The organism is Octadecabacter temperatus, assembly GCF_001187845.1.
Taxonomy (GTDB): domain Bacteria; phylum Pseudomonadota; class Alphaproteobacteria; order Rhodobacterales; family Rhodobacteraceae; genus Octadecabacter; species Octadecabacter temperatus.
Genome location: NZ_CP012160.1, coordinates 2,134,172 through 2,151,617, shown reverse-complemented (window position 1 = coordinate 2,151,617; position 17,446 = coordinate 2,134,172). Strand labels below are relative to the sequence as shown.

Below are 17,446 nucleotides of genomic sequence, written 5' to 3'. Positions count from 1 at the left end.
ACGGTTAACGGGCCGTTAAGAGTGAGACTTGAGGATTAAGCGGAAACGCCAGCGCGTTCGGCCATCGCCGCAGCAAAGCGTTCAAACAGGTAATAGCTGTCCATTGGTCCAGGCGATGCTTCCGGGTGGTACTGGACCGAAAACACAGGTTTTCCATCCACCGCGATGCCACAGTTTGATCCATCAAATAGGGATACGTGGGTTTCGCGAACACCATCGGGCAGGGACTGGGTATCGACGGTAAAGCCATGGTTCATTGAGGTAATCTCAACTTTACCTGTGTCATTGTCTTTCACAGGGTGGTTGGCGCCGTGGTGACCGTGGTTCATTTTGATCGTCTTCGCGCCCAATGCGAGGGCAAGCATTTGGTGGCCCAAGCAGATGCCGAACACTGGAATGTCCTGCGCCAGAATGTCTTTGATCATTGGCACGGCGTAAGTGCCCGTTGCGGCAGGGTCGCCCGGGCCGTTTGACAAGAATACACCGTCAGGGTTGTGCGACATAACCTCTTCGGCGGTCGCAGTCGCTGGTAAAACGGTGACATCGCAGCCCGCAGAGGCGAGGCAACGCAGAATGTTGCGTTTCGCACCGAAATCGACAGCGACAACTTTGAATTTAGCTTCTGTTTGGCGTGGGAAACCGTCCGGCCATGCCCAACGCATTTCGTCCCAGCGGTAAGACTGCGCACAGGTCACGTCTTTGGCGAGGTCCAGACCTTCAAGGCCCGCGAAGGCGCGTGCATCGGCCACGAGTTTCTCGATATCGAAGTTGCCTTCGGGGTCATGGGACAGTGCCACATGCGGCGAACCTTGCTGACGAATGGCCCGCGTCAGGCGGCGCGTATCAACGCCGCCGATGCCAATGCGGCCACGCGCCTCTAACCATGGCTCAAGGCGCTCAACAGAGCGCCAGCTGGAGGGCAGTGTCGGATCCTGTTTGACGACCATACCAGCGGCAAAAGGATTGGCCGTTTCGTCGTCTTCTGGCGTGACGCCTGTGTTGCCGATGTGAGGGAAGGTGAAAGTTACGATCTGGCCTGCATAGGACGGATCGGTCATGATTTCCTGATAACCAGTCATTGCGGTGTTGAAGCACAGCTCGGCCGTGGTCGTGCCCGTTGCGCCGAAACCCATGCCGTAAAACACGGTGCCATCGGCAAGAACAAGGCAGGCTGTTGGTTTGGTAGTGCTGGCCATTGGTCGAATCCCCCGATGAGCGACAAATCTGGTCGCTATGCGGGCATTCGCACAGCGAATTTCTCCGCTTCCTAAGGGGTGGGCTTGACCGGGTCAAGACGCTCAAATGACCTTGCGACGCGTTACTTAAAGGACGCTTGTTATACATGCGCACTTCGAAGTATGGTCCGCGACTGTTACCGCTCACAATATCAGGGATGATCGAGATGGAATTGCGCGCAAAGGTCTCAACGGCCCTTAAAGAAGCTATGAAAGCTAAGGACGCCGACCGCTTGTCCACACTGCGGCTGATCAATGCAGCCATCAAAGACCGCGACATTGATGCGCGTGGCGCTGGTAGCGATGAGGGCGTCGGAGACGATGTTGTACTTGCGATCATGGGGAAGATGGTCAAGCAACGTCAAGAAAGCGCTAAGGTCTACGAAGAAGGCGGGCGTCTTGAGCTGGCTGAAAAAGAGCTTTCCGAAATCAAGATCATTGAAGACTTCTTGCCACGCCAATTGTCTGATGACGAAGCCGCTGCTGCAATTGACGCCGCGATCACGGCAGTCGGTGCGGAAAGCATCCGCGACATGGGTAAAGTCATGGGCGAGCTTAAGGCCAAATACACGGGTCAGATGGATTTCGGCAAAACCGGACCGATGGTTAAAGACAAGCTCGGCTAGCGTTTGAATAAACGCCCGTCGAGAATGGCGAGGCCGAGTGCCAGAAGTGCGAGGCCTGCGTAAACGTTCGGCGACAGGCTTTCGCTGAGGACCAATGCACCAAGGACGATCGACACGGGTGGGATAAGCAGCGTAACGATCATGGTGTTGGCTGATCCTGCCGCCGCCAAGATCCTATAGTATAGCAAGTAAGCACCCGCGGTCGCGAAGACGACGTAGTATGCGATGGCTCCGATCGCGGTCAGGCTTAGGTCAAAGGATGGTGTGCCGTCTATCAGATAGGCTGCGGGCACCATTAGGATGGATGACCCTGTCAGCATGCCTGCCGCTGCCACCTGTGGCGTGAGGTCTTTTAGATTGATGCGCGCCCAAACACCGGCAAAGGCGTATGAAATCGTTCCACCGATGACGGCCAGTTGCGCCAGTGATGTGATGTCAAAGTTACGCACAGACTCTAGGCCGATTGCTGTGGCGACCCCAAAAAAACCTATCAGGGAGCCGAGGACCTTTCTGGTCGTGAGGCGCTCATCTGCAAGGATTAGCGCGGCAATGATGACGCCGAAGATCGCGGTGCCCGCGTTAAAGACCGATGTTAGACCTGTGGGGATGTACAACTGCCCCCAAGCCATGAGGCTGAAGGGGATGACGTTATTGAGCAGCCCCATAACAAATAGAGCACCCCAGATTTTCGGATCACGGGGGATGGGAAGACCGCGCAGCGCGACATAGCCCCAAAGGATCAGCGCAGCCCAAAAGACGCGATGCGCTACAGAGGTGACGAAGGGAACTTCGTTCAGTGCAAGCCGAATGGCGAGGAAACTGCCGCCCCAGATAAATCCGAGGAGAAATAGTTCGGCCCATGTGCGAGTGGAGATGATGCGCTGTTCGGTCATGCTGCTTTGATAGCGCGGAAAACCGCGACCACGCGACCCGTTTATTGCTGTTTGGGCGGAACAGTCGTTACGAAAGCTATCCGTTGGAACCAGCTTTCGACGTCGAGGTGTTCAGGCAAAGCTTGGATGCCTGAACCGACTACTTTCTGTTAAAGCTGGCGCTCTTACAGGTGGGCTTGCGCGCCAAAAACTTCTGCAATCGCTTGTTCGCGTGTCAGGCCTGCAGCTTCGAGATCCGCATCTGACATGTCAGCAACGCGCTTTGCTTCTTGTGCCATTGTGCTGGCTTCAGCGAGTGCGACGAGCATGTTTCCGATTGCCACAAAAGGGCGGGCAAGAATGTTAAGCAGGCCTTCGGAAACTTGGTGTGTAGAAGTGTATGCCATTGAAATATCCAATCTGTGTTCGATCTTCTTTACTCCCTTAAGTTAAGTCCGCTGGCCTCTTTCTGCACCTGCACAATGGGGAATACCCGTCATGCACAATGCGCAACGCTCGAGGGCTTTGGGGGGTTAAATGTGACTAGCTCAGATTGCGTAGCGCTTTGGTTAAGTCATCATATAAGGCAGCACGTTCGTCTTCTGACAGGAAACGGCCAAGCTCGACCTCGCGATCAGCGCCCTTAAGCGTCAGGTAATTCACGATGCGTTCGTTTTTGCGATCAATCTTGACGTGGACCCAGTAGGGGTTCGCTTCCCACGTTTGTACACCTTTGCGCGGATCGGTGTGGATCAGCGTCATGCGATCCGGCCAGATACACAGCTCTTCGAGGATTTCACCGTCTTTATAGGACCGTTGAAGCGCGTACCAGATGCCCCAAACCGCAATCATAAAGAAGGGAAGAAGGCCCCAGAGGACAGGAGAGCCGATGACGGCAAGGAGAGGGACGACGATGAGTAAGGCGGTGGCTGAGATGAAGACCACGAAATCACGACGCAGCAGCGAGCGGTAAGGCCAGAGGTGGAGTTCCGCGGTGGGGGCATCTGGGCCTGTGGGGGTGATCCATTCATAGGGCATGGAGCAAATTTATACGGCGGAAGGCGCGTGTCGAGGGGATGGGGTGTCGCAGTCGTGGGGCGGGGGGGAAGTAACGCATCGCAATCCAATGTTTGGAATGCCATCGAATCCGCCGTTGTCACTGCTCATCAAGTCCAATATTTTTTGTTTGAGGAACGACGGAAACAGATGTGTCGTCCTGAGTTGGCAATTATCTTGGGCGAATAATATGCAAAGTATTTTCTATGATCTTTTGAATCTTCCTGATGGCGAGCTTGCAAGTACTGAAGTTTCTGCGGTCAGCTTCGATGGTCAGGAAAGGTTTACGCTTGTCTTCGAATATTGGCCTGATGTGTATGAATTTTCAGGTGATAAGTCCAAGCTAGTGATCACTGCAAGCGGTGCGAATATTAAGGATGAGCTAGAGGCAGATTTCATAATTGGTTACTCCGTTGAGGACATTCTTGCCAATAAAGAAAGAACTGTATTGCAGATAAATACAGGCATTAGAGCCATTCACCTGGCGTGTGAGAAGATATATTTCTCAACAACATAGTTGCCCTAGTGTTGTACATTCCGGGCTCAAAGCCGCCATTGCGCCACAAAAAAGGCCCCGGCGTTTCCGCCGAGGCCTGTGTTTGTCAGACTGTTAGGTCCTTAGTGTCCGCGCTGGTGGTCCCAGTCAGACTGCTTTGGAAGTGTTTCGAATGTGTGCTCTGGTGGAGGGGACGGCAATGTCCATTCCAGCGTGTCAGCAAATTCGCCCCACGGGTTGTTCTCTGTCGCGTTTTTCGGGCTCAGCAGTGTCTTGAACAAGATCACGATGAAGAACACGAAAGATGCGAATGAGAGGAAAGCACCCATAGAGGACACATAGTTCCACGTTGCGAAGGCTTCGTTGTAGTCGATGTAGCGGCGCGGCATGCCGTTACGTCCAAGGAAGTGCTGCGGGAAGAACGTGATGTTCGCACCGATGAACATCATCCAGAAGTGCAAGTGACCCGCCCATTCAGGGATCATGCGGCCGGACATTTTCGGCAACCAGTAGTAGATACCAGCAAAGATACCGAAGACCGCACCAAGCGACATAACGTAGTGGAAGTGTGCCACAACGTAGTAGGTGTCATGGTAGGCACGGTCGACGCCAGCCTGTGACAGAACGATGCCGGTTACGCCGCCAACGGTGAACAGGAACAAGAACCCGAACGCCCACATCATTGGTGTTTTGAACGATACAGACCCGCCCCACATCGTCGCGATCCAACTAAAGATCTTAACACCTGTTGGCACCGCAATAACCATCGTGGCCAGCATGAAGTAGGACTGCTGTGTCAGGGACATGCCAACGGTGTACATGTGGTGCGCCCAAACGACGAAGCCCAGAACACCAATCGCAACCATCGCATAAACCATCGGCAGGTAGCCAAAGATCGGCTTCTTGGAGAAGGTCGAGATGATGTGGCTGACGATGCCGAAAGCTGGGATGACGATGATGTAAACTTCTGGGTGACCGAAGAACCACAAGATGTGCTGGTACAGGATCGGGTCGCCGCCGCCAGCTGGGTCAAAGAAGGTCGTACCGAAGTTACGGTCCATCAAGAGCATCGTGATCGCGCCCGCAAGAACTGGAAGCGCAAGAAGAATCAACCACGCTGTCACGAAGATCGACCAAGCAAACAGCGGCACTTTGTGCAGCGTCATGCCTGGAGCGCGCATGTTCAGGAACGTTGTGATCATGTTGATCGCGCCAAGAATAGAAGAGGCACCGGAAACGTGAACCGCGAAGATCGCGAGGTCCATTGAGATACCAGTTTCAGTTGTGGAAAGTGGTGGGTACAGGACCCAACCAACACCGGAACCAAGCTGTCCGTTGCCACCAGGGGCAAGCAGGGAGGACACACCAAGTGCAACGCCGGTACAGAACAGCCAGAAAGACAGGTTGTTCAAACGCGGGAACGCCATGTCAGGCGCACCGATTTGCAGCGGCATGAAGTAGTTACCAAACCCACCGAAAAGCGCAGGAATAACAACAAAGAACATCATCAACACACCATGGTACGTGATCATCACGTTCCAGAGGTGGCCGTTTGGCGTACATTCGCTCAATGCCGCAGGGAACAGACGCGCGCCCTCCATACACATGTATTGAACGCCGGGGTTCATCAGTTCCATGCGCATGTAAACGGTGAACATGACGGACAGGAGTCCGACAAAACCGGCTACGAACAGGTACAAAATACCGATGTCTTTGTGGTTGGTGGACATGAACCAACGGGTAAAGAACCCGCGGTTATCTTCATGCCCATGGTCGTGGACGGCTGCATCTACCATGTGGCGTTCCCTTAAACTTAGCTATTCTTTTGAGGGGCGAACGGATTCACCCCATGCTTGGCATTGGTTTTACGGCGATGATGCTTGATGGGCAATGGCCCATTCAGTGCTTTGCATGGGTAAAATTGGCGCAGGGGTGTCGAATATCGGGCCTGCCTGCAACCAAGGGGCGTTTGGCGGTCTAGGGCGCGCCTAGAAGCTCTGCGAGGGCGGTGCGATTCTGGCTGATATCGCGCAACGAATAGCCGTCGAGCACTGTGAAAAACGCTTCTTTGGCTTGCGAGAGTGGGCCACGCAAGCCGCACGCTGGTAGAATGGTGCAGTTGGGCGTGCTGCCAAAGCATTCCGCGACAGGAACGTCGTCCATAATCGTTCGCAATACTGCCCCGACGGATATCTCAGAGGCTGGCCGCGCCAATCGCAAACCGCCGCCGCGCCCACGTTCAGATGTCACATACCCACCGCGTACAAGTTCGCTTGCGACTTTGGCGATGTGGTGGCGAGACAGGCCGTAGTTCAGCGCAATGGAGGTGGCCGAGCCCCGTCCGTCTTTAGAAACGGAGAGGGCGATGAGGATGCGCAACGCGTAGTCGCTGAATTTATCAAGGTGCATGGCTTTAATTAGCATTTGCAATGCGCATTTTAAAGGCGTATTTGAAATGCGCATTAAGATGAACCTTAAGGAGCCACCATGTCCATCACCGACGTAATCCTTTGGCCCGGAACGAAGATTTGTGAATGGATGGGCGTAGACCCTGAAGCAGATCAGGGCCTGATCCGTTCCATGTTTAATATGTTGGTCTATCTTGTGGTGATCCTGACGGTCATGTGGGTCATCTTGGGATGAGGCCGCCGCCACGCTTTGACGTCACGGCCGAGCAAATTGACGAGGTGGTTGCTTACTTCTACGCCCGCATTCGTGCAGAGCCGACATTGGGTCCGGTGTTCGCCGATAAGGTCGAAGACTGGCCAGCACATGAAGCCAAGATCGCTGCGTTCTGGCGCAATGCCATTTTGCACGAACGCGATTATTCCGGAAATCCAATGCGTGTGCATATGCAAGCGGGCAACGTTAAGGCAGGCCACTTCGAAGTTTGGTTGGAATTGTTTGATACAGTGTTGGCTGAACAGCTTCCGGCAAAAATCGCTACCGGATGGTCAGCGCTTGCGCACCGCATAGGGGCAGGGCTGCGGTTTGGTCTAACGGCAGATACCGCAGGTGGTGTACCAAATTTGCGCTGACCTTATCCGTCCTGTTCGCGGTCTTGCCAAATGACCCAAACGAAGGCGGCACCGAACAACGCAATAAGGCTTCCCGCAATAAGCCAGCCCCCTGTGAGACCGAAATCTAGGTTCCCAAATGTCGCCATTGGAAGCGCACGGTGGAAGAACACTGCTGCGATGATCGTCAAGCCAAGACCAAATACGCCAAGCCGCAGTGGAAGAATTCCAAAAAACACGAACGCGGTAAGATACGTATACGCCCAGCTAAGCGGGCTGAGCAGCGCCAGTAAAATCGCAGCAACCGGCAGCACCAACGCGGAGTGGGGGCGTTTTGCGGCGACCCAAGCGATCAAGACCAGCGCACACAGGTTTGCAAAGGATGAAATCGAAACCCAAAGGGGTGATTTACCGAGCGCCGCCCACCCGGAGTCAAGTTCGACCACGCGAGGTTGGCGCACTTTAACGAGTTCATCAGAAAACACCGTCCCTGCAAGGTAGGCATCAATTGAAAACGAAAAGTTCGTAACAACTACCGAATGGGTCAACGACTGAATAAGCGTGAGGTATTCCGCGTGAAGGGGCCAGCCCGCCAATGCAATTGATGTCAGTCCAAGCGCGCCACCAACGGCTGCGAAAGATACGATTGCGGACCACTGGCGACGCCCTAGAAATATAACAATGAACAACAGCGGATAGACCTTGATCGCAGCGGCGATCGCAAGGATCGCGCCCGCGCTGCGCAGGTGTCCGAACTGCGCGCGTTCAAAAGCAAACACAATGAGGAAGCTGACCAGAATTTGCGGCTGGTTCTCGGCAAGGGCGAGGCCGATGGGTGTGGTGAGAACAAGCGCTGCGTAGGTCATCGCGAACACGGCCAACTGGGTCATGCCCCGCAAGCCGCACATGCGCGTGGCCAGAAAGACCGTCGCGGCGAGGGCTGCTTGGTGAATAACTAAAAACGCGAGGTCAAAAGCCGCGAAACTGGTCACGGTTGTTAGGTAGGACGCAAGTTTGGCCCAGATCGGTGGGTAAATATATGGAAAGATGCGCGCGGTTTCGTCGGTCGCTGAAACATGCGCCCACCAGTCTGATGGGGTCGTCATGTCAAAGTATGCACCGACCGCTGGGTAGATTTGGTCGACGCGGCCCATCTGCATGAACTCGCCAGCGATCCACATCGCAAACAAATCCGCTGACTGGGTCGCAACGGCACCGACGGAAGAAATGAACACGCCGTAAGCCACGAGAACACAAAAGAAGGCCGTCATGATGATCGGCTTAAGGGTCGTCTCGGTCACGCGGGCTATCCTGTCTCTGGGGTGTAGGGTGTTACGCTGCTGTCAAACGTTTTGCGTAACGCAACGTCGACGTCATCCATTGTGACGGGCAGACCGAGGTCCACAAGGGATGTGACGCCATGTTCGGTGATGCCGCACGGAACAATGCCATTGAAATGCTTGAGGTCGGGTTCGACATTGATGCTGAGCCCGTGAAAGCTGACCCATTTGCGCAGGCGAATGCCAAGGGCTGCAATCTTATCTTCGGCAGGTTGGCCGAGTGCGTTCAGCGGTTCGTCATCACGTTGCACCCAAACGCCAACACGCCCGTCGCGGATTTCGCCCTTCACGTTAAACTCCGCCAGCGTTGCGATCACCCAGTTTTCGAGGTCCTGCACAAAACGGCGCACATCGTGGCCGCGCTTGCCCACGTCGAGCATGACATAGGCGATGCGCTGACCCGGACCGTGGTAGGTATATTGCCCTCCACGTTTGGTCGTGTGAACAGGAAAGCGGTCAGGGTCCACCAGATCGGCGGGTTTCGCGGATGTTCCGGCGGTGTAAAGGGGCGGATGTTCGAGCAGCCAGATGCATTCATCCGCCTCGCCGCGATGAATTGCATGGGCGCGATCTTCCATGAAAGCCTCGGCCTGCGCGTAATCTGTAAGCCCGTCTGTGGTGATCCATTCAACCATTCAGGTTCGGGGTAACAACCCCGCCTCCTTGATACTGGAAATATTGGCGCGGCTGACAGGAATGTCGGGGCCGCTGGCCATGCTTAGGATCGCACCGTCGCCTTTACGGGCTGCGGCAGTGACCTGATCCAACGCGATCCAATGAGAGCGATGAACCTGCAATCCGGTGGTGTCGCCCACTTCACGCATCGCGTCGGCTAAGCGGAGCAAAACCATATCTTCGCCATTGGTGGTGCGGATGCGGACGTAATGGTCTTCCACTGAAAGCGATACGAGTGCGCCGCGCTTATCAAATGGCAAACGATCAAGGATCACGGGCAGGGCGGCGGATTCGGGTGCCGTTTCAGAATCGTCGATAAGTAAGAACACAGCGGTAATTATCGATGAAATCGCGATGACGTTTGCCGAAAGTAGCAACAAGTCGCGCCCAACCGCCCAATAGCCGATGGCAAGACCTGTCAGAACGTAGACCGCAGCCAACACACCCAATGCCGTTAGTCCGCCGCAAAATATCAACCGTTTGGCAAAGCCTGCCCTTGGCCCTGCCAGATGACCGCCAATCTGATTGGCGAAATACCCGATTGTATAGCAGCTGAACACAACTGCGGCCCAATAGGCCAAGCGTGGAGCAACGCGCATGACTTCTGAAGTGTTGAAAGGCCCCATCAACGTCAAGACGACCGAAGCACCCAAAAGCCCCGCGAGCCTTGCAGGTTGGGCCATATGGCCCCGCCATTCACGAAGCGCGGACTGCGATGCGGTGTCGTTCACGTAGTTGAGCCTCCGTTCGGGCCAATCGGCGTTGGGTCGTGGTGCTGTTTGGATAAGACATAGGCAATCACAACGAAACTGCCAAACCGAAAGGTACTAACATGTCGCTTGAACCATTGCTTTCTGCCCCGTTACCGATCCAAATCCACGCTGCGTCAGCGATGTTTGCTATCGTGCTTGGGCCGTTTCCGCTTTATCGCAAGCGCGGCGACATGGTGCATAAAGTTGTCGGGTATTTGTGGGTTGTCGCGATGGTGGGGGCGACGTTGTCTTCGTTCTTCATCTATTCCTTTGCGATCATCGGCCCGTTCAGCCCTTTGCATGGTCTTGCGATTTTGGCGCTGTGGTCGCTTTGGCGTGGGATTAGTTTCGCGCGTGCAAAGAACATCCCAGCGCACCGCGCAACGTTTCGATCCTTATATTGGACTGGGTTGATGATCGCGGGTCTAGCCAATTTCCTCCCCGATCGTCGTATCAATGAGGCGGTTTTTAACGGGCAGGATGAGTTGGGGTTTATCGTGATTGCAGTTGGCAGCGTCGTTATTTTGGCCATTGTATTTGGCGAACGGATAAAGGCACGTCTAGCTGGTGTGCAGGTTTCGACATCGTAGTCGCATTTTGCGCTTGAGGTGGGGGCGATCCGCCGCTAAATGCCTCTCACGCTTCAAGACCTGCGGTCGTGGCGGAATTGGTAGACGCGCAGCGTTGAGGTCGCTGTGAGGTAACACTCGTGGGGGTTCGAGTCCCCCCGACCGCACCAAGCGGTTCCCAGATGGGAAACGTTTAAGTTCTGAAAACACAGTACCCATCATCGATGCGCTGCGCAGAACCTAACAAATATTTGACAAACGTCGCCCGAATGAGTTCGGGCCAATCGGCACGCCTTATGGCAGTACTGATAGCCAAAGGGCGGTTGTTACGATTGAAGCAACCGTTGCCACCAAGACGGCTGTTGCCGCCACACGTTTCGCGGTTCCGTACATGTTTGCAAAGACATAGGCGTTGATGCCTGGTGCTACAGAGGCTGTAATGACGGCGGAGCGGAAAGCGTCAGTGGACACACCGGTCATGTTGCCCATCATCCAGACGATCAGCGGGTGAAACCCAAGCGAGACGGTACAGACAAACAAAACCGTTCGCATGTCGCCTTCGGGTCGATACTGAAACAGAATACCACCAAGGGCGAACAATGCAGCGGGTAGGGCGGCGCGTCCCATTAGGTCGATGGCATCGGTTAGCACCGCTGGGATTGGGATTTGGCCAAGATTGACAATAAACCCAAGCGCGATGGACAGCACCAAAGCATTGGAAAACATCGCCGTTACCACTTTGCGTGGTAAAGTGCGCAAGGGTGTCCCTTGAGCGCGCGCCAGCTCCATCGAGATGATCCCAAGCATGTAACCAAACGGGGCGTGAATGGTGATGATTGTGTAGTTCCCGAGAAGCGCGTCAGGACCATAGGCCCGTTCTGTAATCGGTAAGCCGAGAAGCAAAGTATTCGAAAAATAGCAACAAAACGCGATCGCAACGGAATCGTCCCAAGGCCGGCCAAAAATGAAGCGCGCGCCTAACAGTCCGATGATAAACGCGCTCACCACTCCTGTATAGAAACTAGTCAACAGTGGGATATTGAAATTCTGACCGAGGTCGATCGTTGATATCGCGCTAAACAAGAGGCAAGGAATGGCGAAGTTTTGTGCGAACGCCATAAGTCCGTCAGTGTGTTTTTCAGAGAATAACCCGCGCCAAACGGCCAAATACCCGAATGACATCACGATGAAGACGGGAAGAACGATGGTCAGAATGTCAAACATCGTGCTTGTGTCCGTCGTGGTTGGCCCGCGCCTTTGATGCCAGCATTAAGAGTACGGACGTGTTAGGTATCAAGTGTCAGTTCCAGCCCGTCGAAGGCAGGTTGGATGTTGTCAGCGGTTTCCGCGTTCAAGGTCTCATAGTCCAGATCAATGTGCATGTTGGTCAGCACTGCGCGTTTGGGCTGTACGCGTTCGATCCACTCAAGTGTTTTGGCAAGGTGGGCGTGGGTCGGGTGCGGGTCACGACGCAGGGCATCAACGATCCAAAGGTCTAAGTTCTCAAGCATTGGCCAGACATCATCAGGAATGTCGGAGACATCGGGCAGATAAGCGGCGTCGCCGATGCGAAAGCCAAGGGCGTCGATGCTGCCGTGTTCGACTTCAAATGGGGACAGGGTGATTGGGCCACCAGCGCCATCAATCGTTACATCCCCGTCAATTGTGTTTAGGTCACAGATCGGCGGGTAGCTAGATCCTTTGGGTTGCACAAAGGCATACCCAAAGCGCGCAAGAAGTTGGTTTCCGGTGTCGCCATCCGCCCAAACCTGAAGGCGTTGACGCATATTGAAGACGACCATGCGAATGTCATCAAGGCCATGAACATGGTCGGCGTGGGCGTGGGTGTAGATCAACGCATCCAGCTCACCCACTTGCGCATCCAGCAACTGCTGACGCATGTCTGGGGAGGTGTCGATCAGAACACGGGTGACACCGTTCGGCGAGGTGCGTGTCACGAGGAGCGAACACCGTTTGCGGATGTTTTTCGGGTTGATTGGGTCGCAATCGCCCCAATGCCCGCCAATACGTGGAACGCCACCAGATGAGCCGCAACCAAGGATGCGTAGGGTTGTTGTCATGGCGCCCAACCTGCGGCTTTGTCGAAAAGGCGTTCGAAATTGGCGGTGGTTTGCGCGGCGAAGTCTTCATAGCTGAGGCCGAACACTTCAGCCCCGACTTTGGCGGTGTGTGCGGTGTAGGCGGGTTCATTGCGGCGTCCGCGATGGGGCGGAGGCGCGAGGTAGGGACTGTCTGTTTCCACAAGCACGCGGTCAACCGGGGCAGAGGCGAATATATCGCGTAGGTCCTGAGACTTCGGGAAGGCGGCGATGCCAGACATGGACAGGTAGAACCCGTGATCAAGTGCAGTGCGGGCCAGCTCTGCACTGCTAGAGAAGCAATGCATTACACATTTGAACTCTTTCTCTTTGTGCGCTGTTCCTAGAATTTCGGCCATATCGTCGTCTGATGCACGATTGTGGATGATCAACGGCAGCCCTGTTTCTTGGGCTGCTTTTACGTGAACGCGCAGGGATTGTTTTTGAATCTCGGCTGTCTCCGCGGTGTAGTGGTAATCCAACCCGCTTTCGCCAATGCCAACCATTTTTGGATGCTGGGTCAGGGCGATCAGTTCGTCGACAGTCGCTAGGGGTTCTTCAGCCGCGCTCATCGGGTGGGTGCCTGCCGCGTAAAATACGGGATCATAGGTTTCGGCGATGGCGCGGACCTGCGGTTCGAGGCGCAAGCGCGTGCAGATCGTGACCATGCGAGATACGCCAGCATCTACCGCGCGCTGGATGACTTCAGCGCGTTCTTCATCGAAATCCGGAAAGTCGAGGTGGCAGTGGCTGTCTACGATTTGTGGCGTGCTCATGTGATCCTCACTTAGGTCACGTCCTGCGCGGCCTTTTCGATCTTAAATAGCGTATCAAGGATGAGGGCGGCAGGGTCAAGATTGACGGCCTTACCATGGCGGGTGCGCTCGGACACGTCTTGGGCCAATGCCGCCCACCGCCGTGCGGCTGCATCATGTGGGGATAGCTTTGCCAAAAGCGCCGCTTCGCCTTGTGCGGCTTGGGTTTGGGGCGGACCTTGGATGCCAGCACGCGCGGTGCGGGCAAGGAATTTATCGATAAGGTCGAGAACCAAAGCGAACCGCGTGGCACCTGCTTTGCCCGTGCAACTATCTGCAAGCTTCGCGCCGCGCTGGCGATCAAACCTTGGCAAGCCGTTAAATAGGCTTACCAATTCGGAATACACAGTTAGGCCGTCTAGGTTGGTCAGACGGATTGCTTCGCCCACGGATCCACCGGAAAGTGCGGTCAGGGCTTCGCCCGCGTCCGTTTCAATTCCAGCGGCGGCAAGGGCCGCTGTCACATCATCCGTGCCAAGCAGACCGCAGCGCAATTCGCGGCACCGCGACCGAATTGTTGGCAATAGGCGCGATGGTTGGTGCGAGAGCATCAGGATCACGGCATCAGCGGGCGGTTCTTCCAGCAGTTTAAGGATCGCGTTGGCGGCGTTGACGTTCATTTCGTCCGCTGGGTCGACGATGACCACGCGACGCCCACCATCTGTTGCGGACATGCCAAAGAAGTTCTTGAGCTTACGCACTTCATCCACTGTGATGACGGACTTGAGCTTGTCCTTTTTGTCATCCCACGCGCGACGCAGCACAAACAAACGCGGGTGCGCGCCGGAACGGATCAAACGCATATCAGGGTGTTCGTCGTCCAGCATTAGGCTTGTCGGTGGAGGCGGCGCGCCGAACATATCATCTTCGGCAACAAGGGGTTGGGACAGCAGAAACGCGGCCATGCGCCATGCGAGCGTGGCTTTGCCGACACCTTGTGGACCTGTGATTAGCCAGCCGGAATGGAGACGGCCAGATGCAAAGGCATCTAGAAAATCCGTCTCGGCGCGGGATTGGCCGAATAGATCAACGGTTTCAGACGGATGCGGTGCGCCTTCGATCTGGTCGGGGAGGGGGCGGTCTTCGGGGGCGGTGGCCATCAGTTGGCCGTCGCGCGGTCAGCCACATGCACAGCAATTTCTGCGGCAACAGCAACAGGATCGCGATTGCCGTCAATCAGCACGCAGCGCTTGGGGTGGGCTTTGGCGAGCGCAAGGAACCCGTGGCGCAGAGTTTCCTGAAACGCGAGCCCCATGTCTTCAAAGCGATCTTCGCCAGAACCCCGCGCAAGTCCACGTGCAAGCGCGATGGATGGGTCCATATCGATAATGAATGTCAAATCAGGTTCCCGCCCGATCATGACATTGTGCAACGTATCAACCGTGCCACGCAGGTCACCGCGTGTTGCACCTTGGTAGACACGGGTGCTGTCGGCGAAGCGGTCACAAATGACGGTTTTTCCGGCGGCAAGCGCGGGCTGGATCGTCTTTTCCAAATGGTCGCGGCGTGCGGCCGTAAACAGTAGGATTTCGGTTTCCGCAGACCAACGTTCAGTATCGCCAGTCAACAGCAGCGCGCGAATTTCTTCCGCCCCAGCGCTGCCGCCCGGTTCGCGGGTTAAAATCGCATCAGGGATGCGGTCTTGAAGAAGTTTGGTTTGAGTGGATTTACCGGACCCGTCGATCCCCTCAAAGGAGATGAACAACCCTTGCAGGGTGCCGTCATGCGCGTGATCTGCCACGTTTATTCAGCCTCAACTACAACGTCGTCAGGCGTTCTGACACGTTCAACCAATACATCCGCAGCAGTGCGCAAACGTGTGCTGAACCCACCAGCCGCGATTGTTGTATCCGCAACGAGCGGGACGCGGGTTTCGGGCAAGTTTTCAAGGCGGATCACCAGTTCGGCAATGGCATCCCCTTGGGTGACGGGCGCTTGGATCGGGCCGTTGAAAATGACTTCTGCGTCAATCTCAGCACCGCCAGCTGTTGGAACCAACAAAGAAAGATCTTCTTCAAGCATCAGGCCGACATGGGGCACGTCGCCCATCCAGACTTCGGCTTGGGCGATACGTGTGCCGCCGCGGGCAATATCGCGCTGTGCGAATTGACGGAATGCCCAGTTTACGATGCGTTCAGCTTCTTCGGCGCGAGCTTGGGCGGTTTCGAGACCCGTAATGACAAAGATGACGCGGCGGTCGCCTTGTTTGGCGGATCCCACGAGGCCGTAGCCAGCCTCAGACGTATGGCCCGTTTTTAAACCATCTGCGCCAATGCCAAGAGCGAGCAATGGGTTGCGATTTTGGGTGTTGGCAGGGTGCTCACCGTCATAGTCGAACGATTGCTCGGAAAAGAGCGGGTAGAACGTTGGGTAGTCTGTGATTAGCCGATCCGCCAAGATTCCAAGATCGCGCATCGACATGCGTTGGCCAGCTGCGGGCCAGCCGTTGGAATTTGCGAAGCTAGAATTCATCATGCCAAGTTCACGCGCGCGCACGGCCATCTGCTGAGCAAATCCGGCTTCGGTCCCGCTGCGCGATAGGCCTTCGGCAAGAACACAGGACGCATCGTTGCCTGATAGAACGATCACACCGCGCAACAGGTCTTCGACGCGCACACGGTCCGTGGTGTCCAGAAACATCGTTGAACCGGTGTAGTTCATGCAGTGTTGGGACACGGGTAGAATGTCGTCTACCGTGACAATCGGGTCTTGCCCATTCAACGGGTTGATCGCCTCAAACGCCATATAAAGCGTCATAAGCTTGGACATGGACGCAGGCGGCAAAGGGTCGTCTGCATTCTTTTCCAACAGAACGATGCCTGTTGAATGGTCCAAAACATAGGCAGCCGTGGCGCGGGTGTCGAAGGTTTGCGCCGCGATCGGTGCGGCGCTTGTGATCAACAATGCAAGTGTAGCGAGATGGCGGATCATAGGGCCTCTTGGTGGCAATTAGTTGGTGACGAAATATGCGTCTTCAAAGCCTTGGGCTTTGACCTGACGCAAAAGTTCGGCGCGCTCGGTTTCAGATGTCGCAGGGCCGACAATGACACGCCAGAAGGTGCGTCCTTGGCTGGTTTGTTCTAGCACAGTTGGGACGATCCCGTTGCCACGCATGCGATCAGCGGTGCCACGGGCGTTGTCTTCAACTGAGAAAATACCGAGCTGGATGAAAGGGCGTTCCAAGCTTGAAGACGCCGCTGGTGCGGCTGCTGGGCTTGGTGTTGGAACTGGCGCTGGCGTTGCTGCGGCGGTTTCGATCGCGGCGGCGGCCGCTGCGATTGGGTCGGCTGCCTCGCCATCGAGCGGGGTGCTTTCAATCGGTACGGCTGCGATGTCTGTCGGGGCCTCGAAGTCAGCGGTTGGCATGGCTTCTGGCGTTTCAGCGACTTCTTCACGGCGCAATGCGGTGACCTGCAAGTCGGTCGGCGCACCAGCAAGCATTTCAAGTGCTGACGCCGCGTCCGAGGAAACCTGCAGGGCAGGGCCTGGGTTTTCACGCTCACGGCGGAACAATGCGCCGATTACAAACGTGCCGTTTGCTTGGTTGCGAATAATAACGCGCTCTGGCTCAGATACGTCTGGATGGGCAACCCAAACACCACCAAGCGACGGGCGACCGTCCCACAAACCGGGCTCAGTGACCTGAAAAGCATCAGGGGCTTCGACGTCACGTTCAACAAGTTGCACGCTTTGGGTGGGTGCAATGGTTGTCTCTGCACTTGCGTTGTTCGCCATAGTCGGGAATGCAAATTCGCCGTTCTCGTCGCACGCACTGAGTGCCAGCACCGAAGAGACGGCAAGCGCCACCGTGAATTTCTTATTTGATGCCAGTGCTTTGCCTGAAATGCGGTGTGCCATTTTTCGCCCTCTATGTTGCGCCTATTTTGAAGGCGC

General features: G+C 55.6%; 21 protein-coding genes and 1 tRNA gene. 6 read left to right on the top strand and 16 right to left on the bottom strand.

Features of this window, described 5'->3' with window-relative positions; translation table 11 throughout:
* Positions 1 to 35: 35 nt before the first annotated feature.
* Complete coding sequence (gene carA / locus OSB_RS10825; protein WP_049835018.1) at positions 36 to 1,196, bottom strand: glutamine-hydrolyzing carbamoyl-phosphate synthase small subunit; 1,161 nt, start codon at positions 1,194 to 1,196, stop codon at positions 36 to 38.
* Positions 1,197 to 1,402: 206 nt separating this feature from the next.
* Between carA and OSB_RS10820 the strand changes: the two genes are divergently transcribed.
* Positions 1,403 to 1,861: a GatB/YqeY domain-containing protein gene (locus tag OSB_RS10820; RefSeq protein WP_049835017.1), complete on the top strand. Its 459-nt coding sequence runs from the start codon at positions 1,403 to 1,405 to the stop codon at positions 1,859 to 1,861.
* On the opposite strand, the gene OSB_RS10815 is transcribed toward OSB_RS10820, so the two are convergent.
* The 3 genes from OSB_RS10815 to OSB_RS10805 all read right to left on the bottom strand — a co-directional run bounded on the left by OSB_RS10815 (position 1,858) and on the right by OSB_RS10805 (position 3,771).
* Entirely contained in the window at positions 1,858 to 2,754 is an 897-nt protein-coding gene (locus tag OSB_RS10815; protein WP_049835016.1) for a DMT family transporter, read from the bottom strand. The genes OSB_RS10820 and OSB_RS10815 overlap by 4 nt on opposite strands.
* A 164-nt stretch (positions 2,755 to 2,918) precedes the next feature.
* A complete protein-coding gene (locus OSB_RS10810) occupies positions 2,919 to 3,140 on the bottom strand; it encodes a hypothetical protein (protein ID WP_049835015.1) in 222 nt (73 codons plus the stop codon).
* A gap of 136 nt (positions 3,141 to 3,276) precedes the next feature.
* Positions 3,277 to 3,771: a DUF2244 domain-containing protein gene (locus OSB_RS10805; RefSeq protein WP_049835014.1), complete on the bottom strand. Its 495-nt coding sequence runs from the start codon at positions 3,769 to 3,771 to the stop codon at positions 3,277 to 3,279.
* Between OSB_RS10805 and OSB_RS10800 the strand changes: the two genes are divergently transcribed.
* A complete protein-coding gene (locus OSB_RS10800) occupies positions 3,770 to 4,306 on the top strand; it encodes a hypothetical protein (RefSeq protein ID WP_049835013.1) in 537 nt (178 codons plus the stop codon). The two genes, OSB_RS10805 and OSB_RS10800, sit on opposite strands and share 2 nt — an antisense overlap.
* Positions 4,307 to 4,407: 101 nt before the next feature.
* On the opposite strand, the gene ctaD is transcribed toward OSB_RS10800, so the two are convergent.
* Both ctaD and OSB_RS10790 read right to left on the bottom strand, forming a co-directional pair.
* Positions 4,408 to 6,081 (bottom strand): cytochrome c oxidase subunit I, encoded by a 1,674-nt coding sequence (gene ctaD / locus OSB_RS10795; protein ID WP_049835012.1) that lies wholly within the window; start codon positions 6,079 to 6,081, stop codon positions 4,408 to 4,410.
* Between the two features lie 181 nt (positions 6,082 to 6,262).
* Positions 6,263 to 6,709, bottom strand: a complete 447-nt coding sequence (locus OSB_RS10790) for an RrF2 family transcriptional regulator (protein ID WP_234967374.1) — start codon at positions 6,707 to 6,709, stop codon at positions 6,263 to 6,265.
* Between the two features lie 63 nt (positions 6,710 to 6,772).
* On the opposite strand from OSB_RS10790, the gene OSB_RS16780 reads away from it, so the two are divergent.
* Positions 6,773 to 6,928: a hypothetical protein gene (locus tag OSB_RS16780; protein ID WP_169750365.1), complete on the top strand. Its 156-nt coding sequence runs from the start codon at positions 6,773 to 6,775 to the stop codon at positions 6,926 to 6,928.
* On the top strand, positions 6,925 to 7,323 hold the full coding sequence (locus OSB_RS10785; protein ID WP_049835011.1) for a group III truncated hemoglobin: 399 nt from the start codon (positions 6,925 to 6,927) through the stop codon (positions 7,321 to 7,323). Before OSB_RS16780 ends, OSB_RS10785 begins: the two co-directional genes overlap by 4 nt.
* 2 nt (positions 7,324 to 7,325) lie before the next feature.
* Here OSB_RS10785 and OSB_RS10780 read toward each other — a convergent pair whose 3' ends face one another.
* From OSB_RS10780 to OSB_RS10770, 3 genes are read right to left on the bottom strand one after another with little or no spacing between them, the layout of a single operon-like run.
* Positions 7,326 to 8,603, bottom strand: coding sequence for a glycosyltransferase family 87 protein (locus OSB_RS10780; protein WP_049835010.1), 1,278 nt, complete (start codon positions 8,601 to 8,603; stop codon positions 7,326 to 7,328).
* A gap of 5 nt (positions 8,604 to 8,608) precedes the next feature.
* Complete coding sequence (gene lipB, locus OSB_RS10775; RefSeq protein ID WP_049835009.1) at positions 8,609 to 9,277, bottom strand: lipoyl(octanoyl) transferase LipB; 669 nt, start codon at positions 9,275 to 9,277, stop codon at positions 8,609 to 8,611.
* Positions 9,278 to 10,000 (bottom strand): LytTR family DNA-binding domain-containing protein, encoded by a 723-nt coding sequence (locus tag OSB_RS10770; RefSeq protein WP_049835008.1) that lies wholly within the window; start codon positions 9,998 to 10,000, stop codon positions 9,278 to 9,280.
* Positions 10,001 to 10,149: 149 nt separating this feature from the next.
* Between OSB_RS10770 and OSB_RS10765 the strand changes: the two genes are divergently transcribed.
* Positions 10,150 to 10,659, top strand: a complete 510-nt coding sequence (locus tag OSB_RS10765) for a DUF2306 domain-containing protein (protein ID WP_049835007.1) — start codon at positions 10,150 to 10,152, stop codon at positions 10,657 to 10,659.
* Positions 10,660 to 10,721: 62 nt separating this feature from the next.
* Positions 10,722 to 10,808, top strand: a tRNA-Leu gene (locus OSB_RS10760).
* A 124-nt stretch (positions 10,809 to 10,932) separates the two neighbouring features.
* On the opposite strand, the gene OSB_RS10755 is transcribed toward OSB_RS10760, so the two are convergent.
* The 7 genes from OSB_RS10755 to OSB_RS10725 form a co-directional block, all read right to left on the bottom strand.
* Positions 10,933 to 11,862, bottom strand: a complete 930-nt coding sequence (locus OSB_RS10755) for an AEC family transporter (protein ID WP_049835006.1) — start codon at positions 11,860 to 11,862, stop codon at positions 10,933 to 10,935.
* A 62-nt stretch (positions 11,863 to 11,924) separates the two neighbouring features.
* A complete protein-coding gene (locus tag OSB_RS10750) occupies positions 11,925 to 12,719 on the bottom strand; it encodes an MBL fold metallo-hydrolase (protein WP_049835005.1) in 795 nt (264 codons plus the stop codon).
* Entirely contained in the window at positions 12,716 to 13,513 is a 798-nt protein-coding gene (locus tag OSB_RS10745; protein ID WP_049835004.1) for a TatD family hydrolase, read from the bottom strand. Before OSB_RS10745 ends, OSB_RS10750 begins: the two co-directional genes overlap by 4 nt.
* Before the next feature lie 11 nt (positions 13,514 to 13,524).
* Complete coding sequence (locus OSB_RS10740) at positions 13,525 to 14,652, bottom strand: DNA polymerase III subunit delta' (RefSeq protein ID WP_049835003.1); 1,128 nt, start codon at positions 14,650 to 14,652, stop codon at positions 13,525 to 13,527.
* On the bottom strand, positions 14,652 to 15,293 hold the full coding sequence (gene tmk / locus OSB_RS10735; RefSeq protein ID WP_049835002.1) for a dTMP kinase: 642 nt from the start codon (positions 15,291 to 15,293) through the stop codon (positions 14,652 to 14,654). Before tmk ends, OSB_RS10740 begins: the two co-directional genes overlap by 1 nt.
* 2 nt (positions 15,294 to 15,295) lie before the next feature.
* Entirely contained in the window at positions 15,296 to 16,483 is a 1,188-nt protein-coding gene (locus tag OSB_RS10730; RefSeq protein WP_049835001.1) for a D-alanyl-D-alanine carboxypeptidase family protein, read from the bottom strand.
* 18 nt (positions 16,484 to 16,501) lie between these two features.
* Positions 16,502 to 17,410, bottom strand: a complete 909-nt coding sequence (locus OSB_RS10725; protein ID WP_049835000.1) for an SPOR domain-containing protein — start codon at positions 17,408 to 17,410, stop codon at positions 16,502 to 16,504.
* Positions 17,411 to 17,446: the final 36 nt, after the last annotated feature.